Genomic DNA, 19302 nt, shown 5'->3' with positions numbered 1-19302 from the left:
ACGAGGACATCCCATGCTGGAGTCTGTGCTGATCGCCAATCGCGGGGAAATCGCCTGCCGCGTCATCAAGACCGCGCGCCGTCTCGGCCTGCGCACCATCGCGGTCCATTCCGACGCCGATCGCGACGCGCTGCATGTGCGTCTCGCCGACGAGGCGGTGGCCATCGGTCCCGCGCCGAGCGCGGAGAGCTATCTGGTCGCCGACCGAATTCTGGAGGCCGCCCGACAGACCGGCGCGGCGGCGATCCATCCGGGCTACGGGTTCCTGTCGGAAAACGCCGATTTCGCGCAGAAGTGCGGCGCGGCGGGCATCGTATTCATCGGTCCCTCGGCCGATGCGATCCGCGCCATGGGGCTGAAGGACGGCGCCAAGGCGCTGATGGAAAAGGCCGGCGTGCCGGTCGTGCCCGGCTACCATGGCGACAAGCAGGATCCGGAGTTCCTCAAGCGCAAGGCCTATGAGATCGGCTACCCGGTGCTGATCAAGGCGGTGGCCGGCGGCGGCGGCAAGGGCATGCGCCGCGTCGACAAGGCCATCGACTTCGAGGCGGCGCTGGAGTCGGCGAAACGCGAGGCGCGCTCCGCCTTCGGCGACGACCGGGTGCTGATCGAGAAATTCATTCTCAACCCCCGCCATGTCGAGATCCAGGTCTTCGGCGACGGCAAGGGGAATGCGGTTCATCTGTTCGAGCGCGACTGCTCGGCGCAGCGCCGCCACCAGAAGGTGCTCGAGGAAGCGCCGGCGCCCGGCATGAGCGAGGAAACGCGCGCCGCCATGGGCGCGGCCGCCGTCGCGGCGGCGCGGGCGGTGAATTACGCGGGCGCCGGCACGGTGGAGTTCATCGCCGACGGGTCCGGCGGCACGCTGCGTCCGGACGGCTTCTGGTTCATGGAGATGAACACCCGTTTGCAGGTCGAGCACCCGGTGACGGAACTGGTGACCGGCGAGGATCTGGTCGAGTGGCAGTTCCGTGTGGCCTCCGGCGAGGGGCTGCCGAAGCGGCAGGACGAGATCGCGCTTTGCGGCCATGCCGTCGAGGTGCGGCTTTATGCCGAGGATCCGGATCAGGGCTTCCTGCCCTCCACCGGCCGCCTCGATCTGCTGATGTTGCCCGAGGGCGAGGGCATCCGCATCGACACCGGCGTGGAGGCGGGGGCGGAGATCTCGGCCTTCTACGATCCGATGATCGCCAAGATCATCGCCCATGGCGCCACCCGCGAGGACGCGCTCGACCGGCTGGCGCATCAGCTCGGCGTCAGCTGGATCGCGGGGCCGAAGAGCAATCTCGCCTTCCTGTCGGCGCTGGTCGCGCATCCGGACGTGCGCGCCGGCGGCTTCGACACCGGGTTGATCGACCGGGATCTGGCCGCGCTGACCGCGGGCGCGGTCGGCGAGGCGACGATTTCGGCCGCCGTGGCCGCGCTCATCGGGGCGCAGGAGCCGGGCGCGGGGGAACCTGGCGCGTGGGTCGATCCCTTCGCGGTGCGCGATGCCTTCCAGCTCTCCGGCACGCGGTCGCTTTCGGTGAAGGTCGAGGTCGACGGCGAGATCCGCGATGTCGCCATCGACTGGCGGGACGGCCGGGCCGTCGCGCAAGGCGCGGATGCCGCCGAGCCGGCCGGCGTGGTGAGCTGGGCGGGCGATGTCGTCTATGCGCTGGAGGGCGGGCGCGCGGTCAAGGTCGCGCTGGTCGACCATCTCGCCCGCGTCGCGGAGGACGCGGAGGGCGCGGGCGCGATCAAGGCGCCGATGCACGGCAAGGTGATCGCCGTCGATGTCGCCGCCGGCGACGCGGTGGAAAAGGGCGACCGGCTGGCCGTCGTCGAGGCGATGAAGATGGAGCACGCCATCACCGCCCCGCGCGACGGCGTCGTGGGGACCGTCTTCGTGGCACAGGGCGATCAGGTCGATCAGGGGGCGCCCATCGTCGCGCTGGCCGACGATCCGGACTAAGGCCCGCGCGCACGCCGACGACGCGGCGTGTTGCCGTCGCGGGCGTCTGCCGCGCCGGCGGGCCCTCGCGCTTGCAACTGACAGAAGCTGACAGCCGTTACCCTCGGGAGGTCACACGCGGCATCGCCCCGTGACTTTGCCCCGTGACTTTGCCCCGTGACTTTACCCTGTGACTGGCAGCAGCGCCTCGACGAGGGCTTCGGGGCTGCGCAGGCGCGGGCGCCAGCCCAGCAGTTTCTCGGCCTGTGCGGAGGACACGCGCTGCGACAGCGCGTAGCCGGCCTCCGCGTCCATATCCGCCGCGGCGGCATCCGGCATCGCGTGGGCGAGATCGAGACGCAGGCCCAGGTGATCCGACACCAGCCGCAGCAGCGTCGACACCGGAACGGCCTCGATCCCGCAACCGAAGGCGCTCAGCCGGAAGCGCCGGGCTTCCACCGCGCGCACGTAGAGATCGGCGAGATCGTCCGCGTCGACCAGCGGCCACAGCGTGTCGAGGCCGGCGCGCGTGACGAAGGGCGTGCCCGTTTCCGCCGCTTCCCGCATGTCGGCGATCGGCCCGCCGTCGGCGGCGCAGACCAGTGTCGGATGGATCACCGACAGGGCGATGTGGCGCAGCGACAGGAGCGAGTGGATCGCGTTCGCCACATGGGCGAAGGCGGGCAGCGGGGCGAAGGGAACGCTCTCGCGCAAGGGGGCCGGCCGCCCGGCCGGATAGAGCCAGACGCCGCCGGTGTAAACGAGATGAAAGGGGCGGGCCGTATCGGCGGGCAGGTCCTTCAGCGCGGCGACGAGCCGGCGTTCGGCCTGCACAGCATCGGCATCGAAGCTTGCCGCCATATGCACCAGCGTGCCGGCGGCCCGGGCCTCCTCGATCCACGCGCGGGGCTCGCGGATGTCGCCGGAGACGGCCCGGGCGCCGGCCGCGCGCACGCGGGCGCCGCTCTCGGGCGAGCGCACCAGGGCCGTGACGCCGTGGCCGCGTTCGAGAAGCCGGGCGAGGACCGCGCGACCCACGGTTCCCGTCGCGCCTGTGAGGAAGATCTGCATGGCTCTACCTAAGCGCGCCGCGCTCGATTCGCGCAAGCGCGCTTGCTCCGCGTGGCGCGCATGGCGGCTGTGCATAGCGGGGTCCGCGCGCGTTCGCGCCATTCCGATGCGGGCCGAAACGCCCTATAACGCGAGCATGGCGCTCCATCTGGTCAAATTGTGTGTCGGCGTGGATTCGGTCGAGGATCTGCAGGCGTGGATCGACTTCCGCCAGGCGGAGCGCCGCGAGCGGGGCGAGCCGGCGGAGCAGGTGCACACCACCCGCATGGTGCCCACGCGCCGCGACGAGATCCTCGACGGCGGATCGCTCTATTGGGTGATCAAGGGCGCGATCGTGGCCCGCCAGCGGCTGATCGACATTCGCCCCTTCACCGATGCCGGCGGCATCAAGCGCTGTCATCTGGTGCTCGATCCGACGCTGCAACCGACGCGTCCGCAGCCGCGCCGTCCGTTCCAGGGCTGGCGTTACCTGAAGGCCGACGACGCGCCGGCCGACATCCGCCGCGACGCGGGCGCGGCGGATATTCCCGAGGCCATGCGGCGGGAACTCGCCGAGCTTTGCCTGATCTGATGTCTTATCCGCCGGTCGCCGGCGGCCAGGCGACGGCCATGTTGTCGATGAGGCGCGTCGTGCCGAGCTTCGCGGCGACGAGCAGCCGCGCCGCCGTCGTCCCGGTGCCCACCGGCGCCAGCGTGTTCGCGTCGCGCAATTCCAGATAATCCACCACGAAGCCGGCGGCGATGAGCGTTTCGGTTGCCTCGGCCCGCACTGCCTGCGGGTCGCGTCCGGCCTCGAGTGCTGCGACCGCCGCGCGCAGGGCGGCGGGCAGGGCGGCGGCGCGGGCGCGGTCGTTCTGTGTCAGGTAGCGGTTGCGCGAGGACATGGCGAGACCGTCCGCCTCGCGCACGGTCGCCCCGCCGCGAATCTCGACGGGAATGTCGAGGTCGCGCACGAATTGCCGGATCACGCAGAGCTGCTGGTAGTCCTTCTCGCCGAAGATCGCGATGTCGGGGAGGGCGGCGAGCAGCAGCTTGGTGACGACCAGCGCCACGCCGTTGAAGAAATGCGGGCGCGTTTCGCTCTCCAGCCCGGCCGAGGGGCCGCCCACCGACACCGAGGTGGCGAAGCCGGCCGGATAGACCTCCTCGATGCGCGGCAGGAAGACGGCATTCACGCCCAGCTCGGCGAGCTGACGCAGATCGGCCTCGGTATCGCGCGGATAGGCGTCGAAATCCTCGTTCGGCGCGAACTGGGTCGGATTGACGAAGATCGACACGACGACATGTTCAGCCTCGGCCTGGGCGGCGCGCACCAGCGACAGGTGCCCCTCGTGCAGCGCACCCATGGTCGGCACGAGGGCGATGCGCGCGCCCTTCGCGCGGGCGGCGGCGATATCGGCCCGCAGGGCGGCGACGGTTTCATGCACCATCGGCGAGGAGGTCACTGGCGGCATGGATTTTCGGCTCCGGTCGGGGCGCCGGCGCGGCAATCCGCGCGCCGGCATTGGCAATCGGGACGATCGACGCCATATCGAACGGCATCGGGCGCAGCACAGGCGGTGCTGCCCTGGAGTGTCGGACCGAGAGGGGAATGTCGCCTCGGCCGTTGGTGCGATGCTCCATCATGAAATCGGATCGGCTCTTGTGCGTCCGCACGGACGCACGGCGCTCCAGGAGGGGAGGCGCGCGTGACGAATAAGCGCGAGATCGACACGCAACGCAAGAGCGGGGATGCGCTGCGGCGGCAGGATGGGGGCACGACCCCGGCGACACGCCCGTCCTCGGGCTCGGAAATCGCGGCTTTTCTCAACGAGGCGAAGGCGACGCGCGATGTGGCGCAGGCCGGGCGGCTGGTGATCGCGCTCGACGCCACCATGAGCCGGCAGCCGACGTGGGACCGGGCCTGCGCGATCCAGGCGGAGATGTTCACCGCCGCCGGCGCGGTCGGGCACCTGGCCATGCAGCTCGTGTATTTTCGCGGCTTCGGCGAATGCGCGGCCTCGAAATGGGTGCAGAACGCGGAAGGGCTCGCCCGGCTGATGACGCGCATCGACTGCCGCGGCGGGCAGACCCAGATCCGCAAGGTGCTCAAGCACACCATCGAGGAGACCCGGCGCAAGAAGGTGCAGGCGCTCGTCTACATCGGCGACTGCGTGGAGGAGGATGTCGACGCCCTGTGCGCCCGCGCCGGCGAACTGGGCCTGCTCGGCGTTCCGGCCTTCGTCTTTCAGGAGGGGCGCGACGCGCATGCCGAAACGGCGTTTCGCGAGATCGCCCGGCTCACCGGCGGCGCCCATTTCCGGCTCGATTCGTCCGCCGCGCGCGAGCTTGCCGACCTGCTCAAGGCAACGGCGGTCTTCGCCGCCGGCGGCCGGCCGGAACTGGAACGCCTGACCAAGCGCGGCGACGCCGGCGCCACCCGCCTGCTGGCGCATTTGCGCTGAATCCCGGAAGCGCTACCGCTCGTCCGGCGGGGTGACGACCGCATAGTCGCGGGTGCTCTTGCCCGTCGCGGGATCCTTGAACTCTCCGGTATGCAGGCCGCGGCTGATCAGTTCTCGGATCGCCGCCGCGCGCGAGGGCATGCGATGCTCGAAGCGCCAGTCGTCAATGGCCGCCAGTTCCTCGTCGGACAACAGAAGCTGAAGCTTCTCGGTGCGTTTCGATGGCTCGTCCGTCACGGGCTCTCCTTTGCGCGTCGCCTTCACGATGTCACGTTGCCTTCGCGTCGCCGCGAGGATCACGCCATAACATACGTATGTTCCAGCCCTGATGGATCATGCATGGCAAGCGCCGCCTGCGCCAGCGGTATGCCTGATGCATAATCCACATCATGTAATTCATTCTCATAATACTTGATATGCTTCGAATATATTTTGTGCGTATACGAAAGAATTTGAAAAATCCGAATTGGAAACTACATCCTCTCATGTGCGCGGAGGGTGAAATGACTGCCTTGCTTCAGATCCTGACCGAAGACGACGTGCGCCGCGCCGCGACGGGCGACGCAGACCGGCAGGAGCAGGACGCGGTCCGGTCCTTGATCGCCGAGGACGATGCCGCGCGTGCGCTCTTCGAGGCGCATGCAAGCGGTCGTGACCGCGATCCCTCTCGCGACCGACCGTCAACCGGGAAAGGAGATCCCATGCCTATCGAGAAAACGCCGACGGAAGCACGTCAGGCCACGCGGGATGGCGTGCGGTGGATTCTCTTCGCCTCGCTTGCGATCATCGCCGTTCTGTTGCTGGTCGGCTTCTTCATCGGCGCCGAGACGCTCGGCACCATGGCCTCCGGCCTTATGGGCTGATCCGTCCCGGCCCCCGGCCTCCTCCGGTTTGGCCGGCGAAGCCTCTTCGTCTCACCTGACTTCACTGCGACGCGGATGACCGGCCTGCCGGGCAGTCGGGCGCGCGGATCGTATCCGCGCCCCTGGATTTTGCCCGTGTGCCGTCGCCGTGTCGGCCACTGCCTGTTTTTCAAGGAGATATCATGACCAACACCGTTCTCGACATGAAAGCCGACGTCGAAGCGCTCGACACGGGGATCGACGGGCGGAGCGAACTCGCCGGCCAGCTGGCGGACTGTCTGGCCGACACGATGATGCTGATGATCAAGACGCAAGGGTACCACTGGAACGTGGTCGGTCCGATGTTCCATGCCCTTCACAAGATGACGGAGGAGCAGTATCGGGACCTGTTCACGGCTGCCGACGATCTGGCGGAACGGGTGCGGGCCCTCGGCCATCCCGCGCCGACGGGCGTCGGCGAGCTTCAGCGCCTCAGCGCGGTCGACGACGAAACCGAGGTGCCGACCGCCGAGCGCATGCTGGAGCGGCTGATCGCCGATCACGAGCGGATCGCCCGGCGATTCCGGGAGGTGGCCGAGAACGCCGAGGCCGCCCGCGACATCGCCACGGCGGATCTGCTCACCGCACGCATCACCACGCATGAAAAGACCGTGTGGATGCTCAAGGCGATGGCCAACGGATAAGGCATCATCCGATGAGACGGCGGACGGCCTGTTCCCCGGGTCCCGGACCAGACCCCGCGCCGGCATCGGCGCGGGGTTTTTCGTCTCACCGCGGGGTCTCGCCCGCGCGTCCCGCTTTCCTTATATGGGGGAGGGCGCGCGAACGGGCCGACTCGCACGAGCCGTGTCGGCCTTGCATGACGCGCGATGAGGAGACGACATGGGATTTCTGCTGCTCGGCGTCGCGGCGCTGGCACTGCTTGTGGTGTTTGCCAATTCGGCGTCGAAGGCCGATCCGGCGCGGCTTGCGCGCCAGCTCAAGACCGCCGGCGGGATCGTGCTTCTGCTGGTCGCGGCCGGCATGCTGGTCGCCCGGCGGATCGATCTCGCCTTTCTCGCCGGCATGGCGGGGCTGACGTTGCTGGGCCTGCGCCGCGCGCCCGGCTTCCGGCAGACGGGGACGGGCGGCACGGCGCCGGGGCAGGTGTCGGTGGTGCGCTCGGCCTTCTTCGAAATGCGCCTCGACCATGAGACCGGCGACATGAGCGGCGACGTGCTGGCGGGCAGCTTCGAGGGGCGCGGACTCGACGACCTCGCGCCCTCCGAACTCAGGGCGCTCTACCGGGAGGCGGCGTCGGACCCCGACAGCCGCGCCCTACTTGAGGCTTATCTCGACCGCCGGGAGCCCGGATGGCGCGTAGACTTCGAGGCGGATGCCGCAGCGGGGCATGGACCCTCGCCGAGCGCGGGCGCCATGACCGAGGAGGAGGCCTACGAGATTCTTGGGCTTGCGCCCGGCGCCGGCGAGGCGGAAATCCGGGCGGCGCATCGCCGGCTGATGAAACGTGTCCACCCCGACCAGGGCGGAAGCGGCTTTCTCGCCGCGAAACTCAACGAGGCTAAGGACCTGCTTCTCGATCGTCATTGAACTCACCAATACGCGTGACTTTTGGATTTGGTGGGTGGGGCAACGTTACTCATAGACCGCGTAGCAGCTGAACCGCTCGCGCTTGAGGGCGCCGCAGGCCTTCCAGGCGGCCGTTTTGGTTTCGAAGCCCACGAAGCGGGCGCGGTAGAGCGTCGTGCCGTTGGCCTCGACCGGCTCGGTGTAGGGATCGTAGCCGCGCAGCGCCGGGCCGAGGCGGCCCTTGGCCGTCTTCAGCATGGAAATGGCGCCGTCCTCGGTCTCCGCCGCCGCGATCTGGATCTGCCAGCCCGGCTCCGGATCGGCGGTGTTGTTGGCCGCGACGGTGACCGAAGCGTTGGCGGGGGCGTCGGGCAGTTCGGCGGCCGCGACCGGCGGGGCGGACGGCTCGGTGATGCGGATCGTCTGCGTCTGCACGGAGCGCACCTCGGGCGCGCTGGCGGTACGGATCGGCGCCGGCGGCACGGGCACTTCGCCATAGGCCAGACGCATGGACTTGCGTTCCAGCGCCGCCTTCAGGTCCGGCTTCTGGGGGACCGGAATGATCGAGCCCGTCACGATGTTCCCCGATGCGGAACCCGCCCCGGTCGACCCCACCGGAATGTCGGCGCGGGGAACCGGCACAACGGCCGCGGCCGAGGCGGTTTGCACGGGTGCCGCGCGCAGCTCCGGCTTGCGCTCCGGGCGGTCGCTGACGAGCACCACCGGCTTGCGGTCGGGCACTTCATCGACCTTGGCCACGAGCATCGGCGCCTGCCCGGGCTTGTGGCCCGGCTTGGGGATATTCCGCAGTTCCGCGAAGCGCGGGAACCGCGAGCCGGTGCGCGCCACGAGCATCGGCGCGGTGCGCTCGCCACGCGACGCTTTCGGCAGGTAGCGGCCGATCAGCTTCTTCATCTGGGCGTTGCGCGAGGCGCCGGTGCGTCCGCCCATCACCACGGCCACGACATGCCGGCGGTCGCGCTTGACGTTGGTCACGAGGTTGAAGCCCGAGGCGCGAATGTAGCCGGTCTTGATCCCGTCGACGCCCTTCACGGTGCCGAGCAGGCGGTTGTGATTGCCGTAGCGCCGGCCCTTGTATTTGAACATGCGCGTGCTGAAGTATTTGTAGTACTTTGGGAAACGGTCCTGCACGGCGCGCCCGAGCAGCGCCATGTCGCGGGCGGTCGTGACCTGGGCGCGGTTCGGCAGACCCGACGGGTTCTTGAAGGTGGTGCTCTTCATGCCGATGGCGCGCGCGGTGCGGGTCATCCGCCGGGCGAAGGCGGGCACCGACCCGGACACGTTCTCGGCGATGACCACGGCCACGTCGTTGGCCGACTTGGTCACCAGCGCGCGGATCGCGTCCTTGACGCGGATGGTGCTGCCGGCCTTCACGTAGATCTTCGACGGTGGCCGGCTGGCGGCGTATTTCGACACCTTGAGCGGGGTGTTCAGCGACATGCGCCCCGCTTCCAGTTCCTCGAACAGGACGTAGAGCGTCATGATCTTGGTGAGCGACGCCGGATACCGCTTCACGTCGGCCTTGTAGTCGTACAGCGTCCGCCCGGTCTTGGCGTCGACCACGATGCCGGAATACTTCGGATTGGCCGCGGCATCGCCGGCGGCCAGCCCCGTGGTCGCGAATGCGGCCGCCGCGATCAGCATCGCGCGCGAACCGGTCGACAGAACGCGCAGCACGCGTCGAACACCTTTACTCAGCACAATGTCACCCCGTTCGGGTCAGGTGTTGCAAACTCGCCCTGAGCGACGGTGACGACCGGCGGTCAGGGGCTTTCTCGGGCTTCTCGGACACGGCGGCGATTACGGTTACGAAACTCGAAACGCGATCGCTCGACATTGCCGGGATACCAGTGATCCGGCCGGCTTGTCCGATTTGTGTCGTGGCGTCAGAATCGCAAAAGGCAGTTAATGCGCGGTTACCTCGATCGGCGTCGCAAACGCGTCGACATCGACCCGCGCGTCTTCATCCACATGCGGGTGGGGACTGGCAGGTGGGGATGGCCGGATGACGCGGCGCGTGCGGGGTGCCTGACACCCCCGTGTCGCGTGCGGCGTGCCGCGAGCACGTGAAAAGCCTTAGGTCGAAGGATTATATTGCAGCGCAAAATGGCACGTTGACAAATTTGTGCACTGCATATATTCCGGAAGGGTATCGAGAAACGCCGGCGCCGACTTCGGTCGTTCAGGACCAGGACCCGCGGACCCCCGGCATCGACGGTGCGACAACAGAGCGCAGCGCTACATCGGGACAGGCCTGCGGGCCACATCAATTCATAGAGGCTGACCATGATTAACAATCTCGAAGACATGCAGAAGCTCGGCAAGGACAACATGGACGTCATGATGGAGAGCATCGGCGCCATGACCAAGGGCATGCAGGCGATCGCTTCGGAAGTCGCCGACTACCAGAAGAAGTCCTTCGAAGACGGCACGGCCGCCATGGAGAAGCTCGTCGCGGCCAAGTCGCTCGACAAGGCGTTCGAGGCGCAGAGCGACTACATGAAGACGGCCTACGAAGGCTTCGTCGGTGAAGTCACGAAGATCGGCGAAATGTACAGCGAACTCGCCAAGGACGCCTACAAGCCCTACGAGGGCGTGATGGCGAAGGCAGCGAAGTAAGACGCGCGCCCCGGCGCGTTCGCACAGGCGTTGCCGCCTGCGGCGACACGTGCCGATTAAGTTTCCGAAAGGCCCGGCGATCCGCCGGGCCTTTTGCGTTTGCCGCACCGTCTGGCGGCTGCCTGCTGTCGCTCCTGTTTTGGGCGCCTCTATTTTTGCGCCCCTGTCTTGGGCGCCTCTATTTTTGCGCCCCTGTCTTGGGCGCCTGTGGTTTTGGCGCCCGTGGTTCTGGTCGGCTCGTCGGGCCGCACTGACGAGAGCGCTCGTCCGTGCTCGAGCGGTCGTGATGCCGCGCCCCGTTGCAGTGCGCGCCAACTGCCATACATACAATGTCATGGAACATGCGGGACGGACCACGCGGCGCGCTCGATACACTGCCCGATCCGGTGCCGGCTCCGCGCGGGGACTTGCGGGGACTCGCGCGCAATGATGGAATTGTACGCGGAATTCGCCCGCTGCCCGGTTGATCTCGGCGCATGCCTATGGCGTCCTACCATGTGGGAGGCGACCGACGATGCGGTCGCTTGCAGGGCACGCAATGGCGTGACGGACGCGGTGTGGATGGCGCGAAGGAACGCGGGGAGCGACCTTGCGCGTCGCGCATGCCCGGTCTCCGGCCCGGTTTCCGAAACGCGCCGCGATGCGGACGGCGCGGGTCGGACGTGCTCGGGCAGGGCAGGTTCGGGCACGGAAAACGCCGATGACGGCGGGATGCCTTCGCGGTCGGGATGATAGGGTCGCTGTCGGGATTCGGCGTCACGCTGGAGGGATGGCGTGGAGGTGCGCGGAAGCAATGGAGCGGAAATGACGCAGGGACCTCGCAGAGGCAATGGCGACGATGCCGACGGCTTGGTTGTCACCAAGACGCGCACGGTTGCAAAGAGGCCCAACCTCTACCGCGTCCTGTTGCTCAACGACGACTACACGCCGATGGAATTCGTCGTGCATGTTCTGGAACGGTTTTTTCAGAAGAACCGCGAGGAAGCCACGCGGATCATGTTGCATGTCCATCATCACGGCGTAGGGGAATGTGGTGTCTTCACTTATGAAGTCGCGGAAACGAAGGTGACACAGGTCATGGACTTTGCGCGCAAACACCAGCATCCTCTCCAATGCGTGATGGAAAAGAAATAGGGGTCGCCCGTGCCGTCATTCTCTCGAAGCCTTGAAAAGGCGCTGCATCAGGCGCTTTCGTTCGCCAACGAACGCCAGCAGGAATACGCGACTCTCGAACATCTGCTGCTCGCTCTGATCGACGATCAGGACGCGGCCGCCGTGATGCGCGCCTGCAATGTCGATCTGGACATCCTCAAGCGGAACCTGGTCGACTATATCGACACCGAGCTGGAAAACCTCGTCATCGACGGGGATGACGACTCCAAGCCGACCGCCGGCTTCCAGCGCGTCATCCAGCGCGCCGTCATTCACGTGCAGTCGTCCGGGCGCGAGGAAGTGACCGGCGCGAATGTGCTGGTCGCGATCTTCGCCGAACGCGAAAGCCACGCGGCCTACTTCCTGCAGGAGCAGGACATGACCCGCTACGACGCGGTCAATTACATCTCGCACGGCATCGCCAAGCGCGCCGGCATGTCGGACGCCCGCCCCGTGCGCGGCGCCGAGGAAGAGGCGGCGACGGAAGAGGTCGGCGAGAAGCCGAAGCAGAAGACCGACGCGCTCGAGGCCTATTGCGTCAACCTCAACGAAAAGGCCGCCTCGGGCCGGATCGACCCGCTGATCGGGCGCGATTCCGAGATTTCCCGCACGATCCAGATCCTCTGCCGCCGGTCGAAGAACAATCCGCTGTTCGTCGGCGACCCCGGCGTCGGCAAGACGGCGATCGCGGAAGGGCTCGCCAAGCGCATCGTCGACAAGGAAGTGCCCGACGTGCTGCTCGACGCCACGATCTTCTCGCTCGACATGGGCGCCCTGCTCGCCGGCACGCGCTATCGCGGCGATTTCGAGGAGCGGCTGAAGCAGGTCGTGAAGGAGATCGAGGAGTATCCCGGCGCGGTGATGTTCATCGACGAGATCCACACGGTGATCGGCGCCGGCGCCACCTCGGGCGGGGCGATGGACGCCTCGAACCTTTTGAAGCCGGCGCTGGCCTCTGGCACGATCCGCTGCGTCGGCTCGACCACCTACAAGGAGTATCGCCAGTTCTTCGAGAAGGACCGGGCGCTGCTGCGGCGCTTCCAGAAGATCGACGTCAACGAACCGACGGTCGAGGACGCGGTGGAGATCCTCAAGGGCCTCAAGCCCTACTTCGAGACCTTCCACAAGGTCCGCTACACCAATGAGGCCATCAAGACGGCGGTCGAGCTGTCGGCGCGCTACATCAACGATCGCAAGCTGCCGGACAAGGCCATCGACGTGATCGACGAATCCGGCGCCTCGCTCAAGCTCGTGCCCGAGGGGCGGCGACGCAAGACCATCGGCGTCAAGGAGATCGAGACGACGGTCGCCTCGATGGCGCGGATCCCGCCGAAGTCCGTCTCCAAGTCGGACGAGGAGGTGCTGTCCAACCTGAACGAAACGCTCAAGCGTGTCGTCTACGGTCAGGATGCGGCGATCGAGACGCTGGCCTCGGCGATCAAGCTGGCCCGCGCCGGTCTGCGCGAGCCGAACAAGCCGATCGGCAACTACCTGTTCTCCGGCCCGACCGGCGTCGGCAAGACGGAGGTCGCCCGCCAGCTCGCCGAGTCGCTCGGCGTCGAGCTGCTGCGCTTCGACATGTCGGAATACATGGAGCGGCACACTGTCTCGCGGCTGATCGGCGCGCCTCCGGGCTACGTCGGCTTCGACCAGGGCGGTCTGCTGACCGACGGCGTCGACCAGCATCCCCATTGCGTGCTGTTGCTCGACGAGATCGAGAAGGCGCATCCGGATCTGTTCAACATCCTGCTGCAGGTGATGGACCACGGAAAGCTGACCGACCACAACGGCAAGCAGGTCGATTTCCGCAACGTGATCCTGATCATGACGACCAATGCCGGGGCGGCCGACATGGCGAAGGCGCCCATCGGCTTCGCCCGGGCCAGGCGCGAGGGCGAGGACACGGAGGCGATCAACCGCCTGTTCACGCCGGAGTTCCGCAACCGGCTCGACGCGATCATCGCCTTCGGCAATCTGCCGACCGAGGTGGTGCACCGCATCGTCGAGAAGTTCGTCATGCAGCTCGAGGCGCAGCTCGCCGACCGGGGCGTGACCTTCGAGCTGACCGAGGACGCGATCGCCTGGCTCGCCACGGAAGGCTATGACGACAAGATGGGCGCGCGTCCGCTCGCCCGCGTCATCCAGGAGCACATCAAGCGTCCGCTCGCCGACGAGGTGCTGTTCGGCAAGCTCAAGAAGGGCGGCATGGTCAAGGTGTCGGTCTCCGAGGACGGCGGCGGTCTGTTGCTGGAGAGCATCGAGGAGGCGCCGGTCAAGCCGAAGGCGCCGAAGTCCGACAAGCCCAAGGCGGCCCGGCCGAAGCGCCGGCGCAAGCCGGCGGCGAAGAAGGGCGAGACCGGCTCCGGCGGCGGCGCCGCCGCGGGCGGGCCGGGCAAGGCCGGCGGGTCCGGCAAGAAAAGCCTGGTCCCCAAGGTGCCGCTCGCCGACTGAGCCGGCGCGCTCCGCGATACGAGGATCCAGCAGGGCGCGCCGATGGCGCGCCCTCAGACTGCCGGCACGGCGCCGCAAGGTCAAAGCCCCGCAAGGACGTCATCCCGGACACCGCGACGCGGAGATCCGGGATCGGCGAGGCGGAGCGCGGGCGTGGGGTGCTCTCAGGAAGAAGCGAAGCTTTCGGCTCCCCGATACCGGGTCGCGCTGACGCTTGCCCGGTATGACGCTCCGATTTGGTGTCCCGATTTGGTGTCCCGGTTTGACGCCTCGGTATGGCGCCCCGGGATGGATGGCGCAAAGAGAGCTCCGACCCTTTGGCATGAGGCTCAGGGCGCGCCAATGGCGCGGCTCCTTTCTTGTGACTTGCGCCTTGTGACAGGCGCATTTTGACAGGCGCATTTTGACGGGCGCTTTGCGTGAGCCGCGTTGGACAAGCGCGATCCGGGAGAGCTGTGCTCCGCCCGTAGCGGCGACGCCGGCGCCCGACGGGGGATGCCCGTCTGCGCGACGACGGCGATCCGTCCTGGCGCGGGCGCCGTTTGACATGCCCCGTCCCGCGCACTTAGTAAGGGAGCCTTGCTTTTTCCTGAGGCGGTTTCCAGCATGGTAGAGTCTCCCGAGCCGGACCCCGATCCGGCCTCCCAGCAGCGTGCCAGACATCGGGCCGCGCACCGTGCCGGTCAGACCTCCGCCGACGCGGCGTCGGTCGATGCGGCGCTGCCGGCCCGCGTATGGGCCTTTCGCGGCATGCGCGCGGCCGTGTCGATCCCGGCGCTGATCCTCACCGCCGCCTTCGTGGGCTATGCGGGTCTGGCGCGCGAAAGCGGGTTGACCCTCGACCAGACGCTCCTGATGACGGGGCTGGTCTGGGCGCTGCCGAGCATCGTGGTGCTGACCGGCGCGCTGACCGCCGGCATGGGGCTGGTGCCGGCCGCGCTTGCCGTGGCGCTGGCCTCCGTCCGTCTCATGCCGATGACCATGGCGCTGATGCCGCTGGTGCGCGAGGAGGGCAAGACGCCGCGCTGGCTGTTGCTGGTGGCCTCGCATTTCGTCGCGGTGACGGCCTGGGTCTTTGCCATGCGCAATGTGCCGGACCTGCCGCGGCCCGCGCGCCTGCCGTTCTTTCTCGGCTTCGGCGGCAGCCTGACCACCTTCGTCTTCTGCGTGACGGGGCTGGCCTATCTGGTGGTGGAGCGCATGCCGCCGATGGTGGCCGGTGCCCTGTTCATGCTCACACCGGTCTATTTCCTGTGTTCGCTGTGGGGGGCTGCGCGGGTCTCCGCGGACAAGGCGGCGATGCTCGCGGGCCTCGTGCTGGGGCCGGTGTTTTTCGTCGTCGCGCCGGGGCTCGATCTTCTGTGGACGGGTCTCGTCGGCGGGACGCTGGCCTATGGCGCGACGCGCTTCGCCCGGCGCGGAGGCATCGCATGACGCTCGCCGATCCCTGGTGGTGGCCCTATGTGATGATCGTCGTCGCCGGCTGGCTGGCGACCGACGTCTGGCGCTGGCTCGGCGTTCTGGCGAGCGGGCGTCTGCGCGAGGACAGCGAGGCGCTGATCTTCGTGCGCGCGGTCGCCACGGCGCTGGTCGCCGGCGTGATCGCCAAGCTGATCCTGTTCCCGACCGGCGCGCTGGAAACCGCGCCGGTCGCGTTGCGTCTCGCCGCCGCCGCCTCGGGCTTCGGAGCCTTTCTGCTGGCGGGTCAGCGGGTGGTGGTCGGCGTCCTCGTCGCCGAAGTCGTGCTGATCGGCGGTTGGCTCGCGGTGTCCTGACCGGGCCGCTCGCTCACTCCGCAAGCACGGCGCGGATCTTCTCCGCGTGGGCGGCGAGCACCTCGTTGTCGGCCATCTCGCCGGTGTGCGGGCGCAGGGGCACGCCCTCGAAGCGCGGGATCACATGGACATGGGTGTGAAACACCACCTGTCCCCCGGCGGGTTCCGAAAACTGCTGGATCGTCGTGCCGTCTGCCGCGAAGGCGTCGATCACCGCGCGGGCCATCGTCTTCACCGTCGCCATCACCGCGTTGAGATCCTCTTGCGCGATGTCGAGGATGTTGCGCGACGGCGCCTTGGGGATCACCAGCACGTGCCCGTCGCCGCGCGGCATGATGTCCATGATGACGCGGGTCTTGTCGTCCTCGTAGACGGTGTGGCTCGGCAGCTCGCCGCGCAGGATTTTCGCGAAGACGTTCTGGTCGTCATAGGCGGGGGTGGGGCCGAGCGGCATGGGCGTCTCCGGGTGTCGGGGTGGTCGGATGGTCGGATGCGGGAACGGGGACGGGTGTCCGCGTCTTCACGTTCCGAGTCAGGTTGAAGGTCACACTGCGATTCAAGGCGTTGAGAAACCGATTCAGGACCGCTCCTGAGACTTTGAGTCAAGAGGCGCGAAAGCGTGAGTCATTTGAATCGCTTGAGGGCGCGGGTTCAACCGCGCTTGAAGGGGGTGTGGTGCGCGCGGATCGCGGCGTTTTCCATCTCCACCGCCTCGCGTTCGCGCTCCAGGTAATCGGCGACCGCCTCGCGCAGGCCCGGATGGGCGATGAAATGGGCGGAATAGGTGGTCTGCGGAAGATAGCCGCGCGCCAGCTTGTGCGCTCCTTGCGCGCCCGCCTCGACCCGGGCGAGACCGCGCGCGATGGCGAACTCCATGGCCTGATAGTAGCAGACCTCGAAATGCAGGAAGGGGTGGTCTTCCAGACAGCCCCAGTTGCGCCCGAAGAGCACATGCGAGCCGATCAGGTTGAGCGCGCCGGCGATCATCCGGCCCTCGCGCCGCGCCATCACCAGCAGCACCCGCTCGCCGAGCCGCTCGCCGAGCAGCGAGAAGAAGCGGCGGTTGAGATAGGGGCGCCCCCATTTGCGGGCGCCGGTGTCCTCGTAGAAGGCGTGAAACGCATCCCAATGGGCTTCCGTGAGATCGGTGCCCGACACCCATTCGATGGAAATGCCGGCCGACAGCGCCTCGCGGCGCTCCTTGCGGATCTGCTTGCGCTTGCGCGAGGCGAGATCGGCGAGAAAGGCGTCGAAATCCGCGTAGCCGGGATTGTCCCAGTGGAACTGCTGGTCGGTGCGGGCGAGGAACCCGCGCTCGGCCACGCGGTCCCACTCGGACCGCGTCAGGAAGGTGATGTGCGCCGAGGAGGCGCGGCGCAGCCGGCACAGCTCCTTGAGCCCGTCGGCGAGCGCGGCGGTGGCGGCCGCGCGGTCGACGCCGGGGCCGGTCAGAAAGCGGCGTCCGGTCGCCGGCGTGAAGGGAACGCTCGCCTGCAGCTTGGGATAATAGGAGCCGCCGGCGCGGTGGAAGGCATCGGCCCAGGCATGGTCGAAAACATATTCGCCCATGGAGTGGGACTTGAGATAGCAGGGCAGGGCGGCGACCGGCGTGCCGCCGCCGTCTTCCAGAACGAGGTGCTGGGGCAGCCAGCCGGTGCGCTCGCCGACGCAGCCGCTTTCCTCCAGGATGGCGAGAAAGTCGTGCGTGATGAAGGGGTTGAAGTCGGTGTTCTCAGGTAGAGAGTCACCGGCTTGAGAGATTGAATCCGCGTCTTCACACGTCGATTCCGCACCTGTAATCGCATCCGGGCGCGGGGCGAGGCATCCGCCGGACCCCAACGTCCAACGCGGATTGGCCAGCGCGTCCCAGGCGGCGCGGTCGATGTCGCGGATGTCGGTGATCGCCGTCAGGCGGAAGTCCTGGATGTCGTCGTCGCGGATCGTCACGAGCAGGCTCTCGGATGGCAATTGCGTCGCGGGGCCGGTGCGGGACCGAACCGGTCACACCCGCTCGACGATAGCTAGGGTGCGCGGACCAAAAGACACCCCCCCTGACTTTACGGGCCCTGCGCGATCCGTGCCGCGTGCGACGTCAGCGCGCCGCGTCCGGGTCGAAGCCTTCGAACACCATCTGGTCGGCGAAGGCCTCGGCGCGGGTGCGGTCGTCCGGCGTGCGCACCGTCCAGGCGATCAGCGGCAGGCCGAAGACCTTGCGCAGCACGGCCGGGGCGAAGGCCGGAAGCCCCTTCACCGCGTAGGAGACGAAGCTCGGGCGCACGCGCGGCGCATAGAGCATGTGGCGCAGGGCGAAGCGCTCGACCCGGCTCGCCCGGCCCCATTCGGCGAGATCGCGCGCGCCGTCTCCCAGCACCCCGCGCGGGATCGCGGGCGCGGCCCGGCGCATCATCTCCATCTGGTCGGGATCGAAGGATTTGACCGCGACCGGCCCGTCGTAGCGGGCGAGGCTTCGCGCGATGCCTTCGATGAAGGCGGGGCTCGGGCGGCGCTCGAAGCGGGACTTGATCTCGATGCACAGGCCGACGCGGCCGGCGACCAGATCGAGCAGCGCATCCAGCGTCCACAGCCGGTCGTCGGTGCCGCGCATCGGGATCCGTGCGAGCTGCGCGGCCGTCCTGGCGCGCACCGGTCCGCTGTCGAAGGTGAGCCGGTCGAGCGTGTCGTCATGGAAGACGATGGCCACGTCGTCCGCGCTTTGCTGCAGATCGACCTCGATCGCGAAATTGTGCGCGATCGCGGCCTCGACCGCCGAGGGGGTGTTTTCGATGCAGCCGCGCGCGGCCGCGTGGTAGCCGCGATGCGCGATGGGGCGCGCCGTCAGCCAGGCGATGTCGGACATGAGACGGGACCGGTCGGGGAGGGGGTCAGGCGACTTCGAAGATCGCCTCGACCTCCACGGCGACGCCGAAGGGGAGGTTGGCGACACCGACGGCGGAGCGGGCGTGACGGCCCTTGTCGCCGAGCGCCTCGACCATGAAGTCGGAGGCGCCGTTGACGACCTTGGGCTGGTCGGTGAAGTCGGCGGTGGAATTGACGAAGCCGACGATCTTGACGAGGCGGACGATCCGGTCGAGATCGCCGAGCGCGGCCTTGGCCTGGGCGATCAGATTGATCGCGCAGAGCTTCGCCGCCGCCTGGCCCTGCTCGACCGTGTAATCGGCGCCGAGGCGGCCCTGATGCTCGAGGCCGTCCGGGCCCATCGGGATCTGGCCGGAGATGAAGAGCTGGTTGCCGCTTTGCACGAAGGGCACATAGTTGGCGGCCGGGGCGGCGGCCTGCGGCAGCGTGATCCCGAGCCGTTCGATCCGTGCCTCAATTTCACCCGACATTGTCCGTCCTCTCCTGTTGCGGGCGCGGCGACCGTCGTCCCCCGCGCCCCTTGCGGC

The 19302-nt window shown here is 67.9% G+C and carries 20 protein-coding genes; 11 read left to right on the top strand and 9 right to left on the bottom strand.

What is annotated here, in order from left to right; all coding sequences use genetic code 11:
- The first annotated feature begins 13 nt into the window (after positions 1-13).
- Positions 14-1954: an acetyl/propionyl/methylcrotonyl-CoA carboxylase subunit alpha gene (locus tag ABL312_RS10495; protein WP_349357321.1), complete on the top strand. Its 1941-nt coding sequence runs from the start codon at positions 14-16 to the stop codon at positions 1952-1954.
- A 162-nt stretch (positions 1955-2116) separates the two neighbouring features.
- Here the strand turns inward: ABL312_RS10495 and ABL312_RS10490 are convergent, their stop codons facing one another.
- Positions 2117-3004 carry an NAD-dependent epimerase/dehydratase family protein gene (locus tag ABL312_RS10490; protein ID WP_349357320.1) on the bottom strand — a complete coding sequence of 296 codons (888 nt, stop codon included), beginning with the start codon at positions 3002-3004 and terminating at the stop codon, positions 2117-2119.
- 136 nt (positions 3005-3140) lie between these two features.
- Here ABL312_RS10490 and ABL312_RS10485 point away from each other — a divergent pair, with 136 nt between their 5' ends.
- Complete coding sequence (locus ABL312_RS10485; protein ID WP_349357319.1) at positions 3141-3575, top strand: DUF1489 family protein; 435 nt, start codon at positions 3141-3143, stop codon at positions 3573-3575.
- Between the two features lie 4 nt (positions 3576-3579).
- On the opposite strand, the gene panC is transcribed toward ABL312_RS10485, so the two are convergent.
- Positions 3580-4458 (bottom strand): pantoate--beta-alanine ligase, encoded by an 879-nt coding sequence (panC, locus tag ABL312_RS10480; RefSeq protein ID WP_349357318.1) that lies wholly within the window; start codon positions 4456-4458, stop codon positions 3580-3582.
- Positions 4424-4630 (bottom strand): hypothetical protein, encoded by a 207-nt coding sequence (locus ABL312_RS10475; protein ID WP_349357317.1) that lies wholly within the window; start codon positions 4628-4630, stop codon positions 4424-4426. The genes panC and ABL312_RS10475 overlap by 35 nt, the downstream gene beginning before the upstream one ends.
- 110 nt (positions 4631-4740) lie before the next feature.
- On the opposite strand from ABL312_RS10475, the gene ABL312_RS10470 reads away from it, so the two are divergent.
- Positions 4741-5448, top strand: coding sequence for a VWA domain-containing protein (locus ABL312_RS10470; protein WP_349361388.1), 708 nt, complete (start codon positions 4741-4743; stop codon positions 5446-5448).
- Between the two features lie 12 nt (positions 5449-5460).
- On the opposite strand, the gene ABL312_RS10465 is transcribed toward ABL312_RS10470, so the two are convergent.
- Complete coding sequence (locus ABL312_RS10465) at positions 5461-5685, bottom strand: hypothetical protein (protein WP_349357316.1); 225 nt, start codon at positions 5683-5685, stop codon at positions 5461-5463.
- Between the two features lie 275 nt (positions 5686-5960).
- Here ABL312_RS10465 and ABL312_RS10460 point away from each other — a divergent pair, with 275 nt between their 5' ends.
- The 3 genes from ABL312_RS10460 (at position 5961) to ABL312_RS10450 (ending at position 7901) form a co-directional block, all read left to right on the top strand.
- The gene (locus tag ABL312_RS10460; protein ID WP_349357315.1) at positions 5961-6311 is read left to right on the top strand and encodes a hypothetical protein; all 351 of its coding nucleotides are present in this window, start codon (positions 5961-5963) and stop codon (positions 6309-6311) included.
- A 182-nt stretch (positions 6312-6493) separates the two neighbouring features.
- Positions 6494-6994 carry a DNA starvation/stationary phase protection protein gene (locus ABL312_RS10455; protein WP_349357314.1) on the top strand — a complete coding sequence of 167 codons (501 nt, stop codon included), beginning with the start codon at positions 6494-6496 and terminating at the stop codon, positions 6992-6994.
- Between the two features lie 199 nt (positions 6995-7193).
- A complete protein-coding gene (locus ABL312_RS10450; protein WP_349357313.1) occupies positions 7194-7901 on the top strand; it encodes a DnaJ domain-containing protein in 708 nt (235 codons plus the stop codon).
- A 45-nt stretch (positions 7902-7946) separates the two neighbouring features.
- Here the strand turns inward: ABL312_RS10450 and ABL312_RS10445 are convergent, their stop codons facing one another.
- Entirely contained in the window at positions 7947-9578 is a 1632-nt protein-coding gene (locus ABL312_RS10445; protein WP_349357311.1) for a serine hydrolase, read from the bottom strand.
- A 630-nt stretch (positions 9579-10208) separates the two neighbouring features.
- On the opposite strand from ABL312_RS10445, the gene ABL312_RS10440 reads away from it, so the two are divergent.
- The 5 genes from ABL312_RS10440 to ABL312_RS10420 all read left to right on the top strand — a co-directional run bounded on the left by ABL312_RS10440 (position 10209) and on the right by ABL312_RS10420 (position 15898).
- A complete protein-coding gene (locus tag ABL312_RS10440) occupies positions 10209-10520 on the top strand; it encodes a phasin family protein (RefSeq protein ID WP_374730206.1) in 312 nt (103 codons plus the stop codon).
- Between the two features lie 804 nt (positions 10521-11324).
- The gene (gene clpS, locus ABL312_RS10435) at positions 11325-11654 is read left to right on the top strand and encodes an ATP-dependent Clp protease adapter ClpS (RefSeq protein WP_349361387.1); all 330 of its coding nucleotides are present in this window, start codon (positions 11325-11327) and stop codon (positions 11652-11654) included.
- Between the two features lie 9 nt (positions 11655-11663).
- Positions 11664-14123 carry an ATP-dependent Clp protease ATP-binding subunit ClpA gene (gene clpA, locus ABL312_RS10430; RefSeq protein WP_349357309.1) on the top strand — a complete coding sequence of 820 codons (2460 nt, stop codon included), beginning with the start codon at positions 11664-11666 and terminating at the stop codon, positions 14121-14123.
- A gap of 606 nt (positions 14124-14729) precedes the next feature.
- Positions 14730-15557: an AzlC family ABC transporter permease gene (locus tag ABL312_RS10425; RefSeq protein ID WP_349357308.1), complete on the top strand. Its 828-nt coding sequence runs from the start codon at positions 14730-14732 to the stop codon at positions 15555-15557.
- On the top strand, positions 15554-15898 hold the full coding sequence (locus ABL312_RS10420) for an AzlD domain-containing protein (protein WP_349357307.1): 345 nt from the start codon (positions 15554-15556) through the stop codon (positions 15896-15898). The genes ABL312_RS10425 and ABL312_RS10420 overlap by 4 nt, the downstream gene beginning before the upstream one ends.
- A 13-nt stretch (positions 15899-15911) precedes the next feature.
- On the opposite strand, the gene ABL312_RS10415 is transcribed toward ABL312_RS10420, so the two are convergent.
- The 4 genes from ABL312_RS10415 to ABL312_RS10400 all read right to left on the bottom strand — a co-directional run bounded on the left by ABL312_RS10415 (position 15912) and on the right by ABL312_RS10400 (position 19245).
- Positions 15912-16352, bottom strand: a complete 441-nt coding sequence (locus ABL312_RS10415) for an HIT family protein (protein WP_349357306.1) — start codon at positions 16350-16352, stop codon at positions 15912-15914.
- A gap of 197 nt (positions 16353-16549) precedes the next feature.
- A complete protein-coding gene (locus ABL312_RS10410; protein ID WP_349357305.1) occupies positions 16550-17845 on the bottom strand; it encodes a GNAT family N-acetyltransferase in 1296 nt (431 codons plus the stop codon).
- A 145-nt stretch (positions 17846-17990) separates the two neighbouring features.
- Entirely contained in the window at positions 17991-18755 is a 765-nt protein-coding gene (locus ABL312_RS10405; RefSeq protein ID WP_349357304.1) for a glycerophosphodiester phosphodiesterase family protein, read from the bottom strand.
- A gap of 25 nt (positions 18756-18780) precedes the next feature.
- Positions 18781-19245 (bottom strand): RidA family protein, encoded by a 465-nt coding sequence (locus ABL312_RS10400; protein ID WP_349357303.1) that lies wholly within the window; start codon positions 19243-19245, stop codon positions 18781-18783.
- Between the last annotated feature and the right edge of the window lie 57 nt (positions 19246-19302).

Origin of the sequence: Stappia sp., from assembly GCF_040110915.1 — a bacterium.
In the GTDB taxonomy this organism is placed as follows: Bacteria; Pseudomonadota; Alphaproteobacteria; order Rhizobiales; family Stappiaceae; genus Stappia.
This window is presented reverse-complemented; position numbering and strand designations above follow the sequence as displayed.

Coding starts and splice junctions, on each gene's coding strand:
- ABL312_RS10450 (WP_349357313.1), top strand. CDS start 7,194: ATGGGATTTCTGCTGCTCGGCGTCGCGGCGCTGGCACTGCTTGTGGTG.
- ABL312_RS10415 (WP_349357306.1), bottom strand. CDS start 16,352: ATGCCGCTCGGCCCCACCCCCGCCTATGACGACCAGAACGTCTTCGCG.
- ABL312_RS10495 (WP_349357321.1), top strand. CDS start 14: ATGCTGGAGTCTGTGCTGATCGCCAATCGCGGGGAAATCGCCTGCCGC.
- ABL312_RS10475 (WP_349357317.1), bottom strand. CDS start 4,630: ATGATGGAGCATCGCACCAACGGCCGAGGCGACATTCCCCTCTCGGTC.
- ABL312_RS10455 (WP_349357314.1), top strand. CDS start 6,494: ATGACCAACACCGTTCTCGACATGAAAGCCGACGTCGAAGCGCTCGAC.
- ABL312_RS10425 (WP_349357308.1), top strand. CDS start 14,730: ATGGTAGAGTCTCCCGAGCCGGACCCCGATCCGGCCTCCCAGCAGCGT.
- clpS (WP_349361387.1), top strand. CDS start 11,325: ATGACGCAGGGACCTCGCAGAGGCAATGGCGACGATGCCGACGGCTTG.
- ABL312_RS10420 (WP_349357307.1), top strand. CDS start 15,554: ATGACGCTCGCCGATCCCTGGTGGTGGCCCTATGTGATGATCGTCGTC.
- ABL312_RS10400 (WP_349357303.1), bottom strand. CDS start 19,245: ATGTCGGGTGAAATTGAGGCACGGATCGAACGGCTCGGGATCACGCTG.
- ABL312_RS10405 (WP_349357304.1), bottom strand. CDS start 18,755: ATGTCCGACATCGCCTGGCTGACGGCGCGCCCCATCGCGCATCGCGGC.
- ABL312_RS10485 (WP_349357319.1), top strand. CDS start 3,141: ATGGCGCTCCATCTGGTCAAATTGTGTGTCGGCGTGGATTCGGTCGAG.
- panC (WP_349357318.1), bottom strand. CDS start 4,458: ATGCCGCCAGTGACCTCCTCGCCGATGGTGCATGAAACCGTCGCCGCC.
- ABL312_RS10490 (WP_349357320.1), bottom strand. CDS start 3,004: ATGCAGATCTTCCTCACAGGCGCGACGGGAACCGTGGGTCGCGCGGTC.
- ABL312_RS10440 (WP_374730206.1), top strand. CDS start 10,209: ATGCAGAAGCTCGGCAAGGACAACATGGACGTCATGATGGAGAGCATC.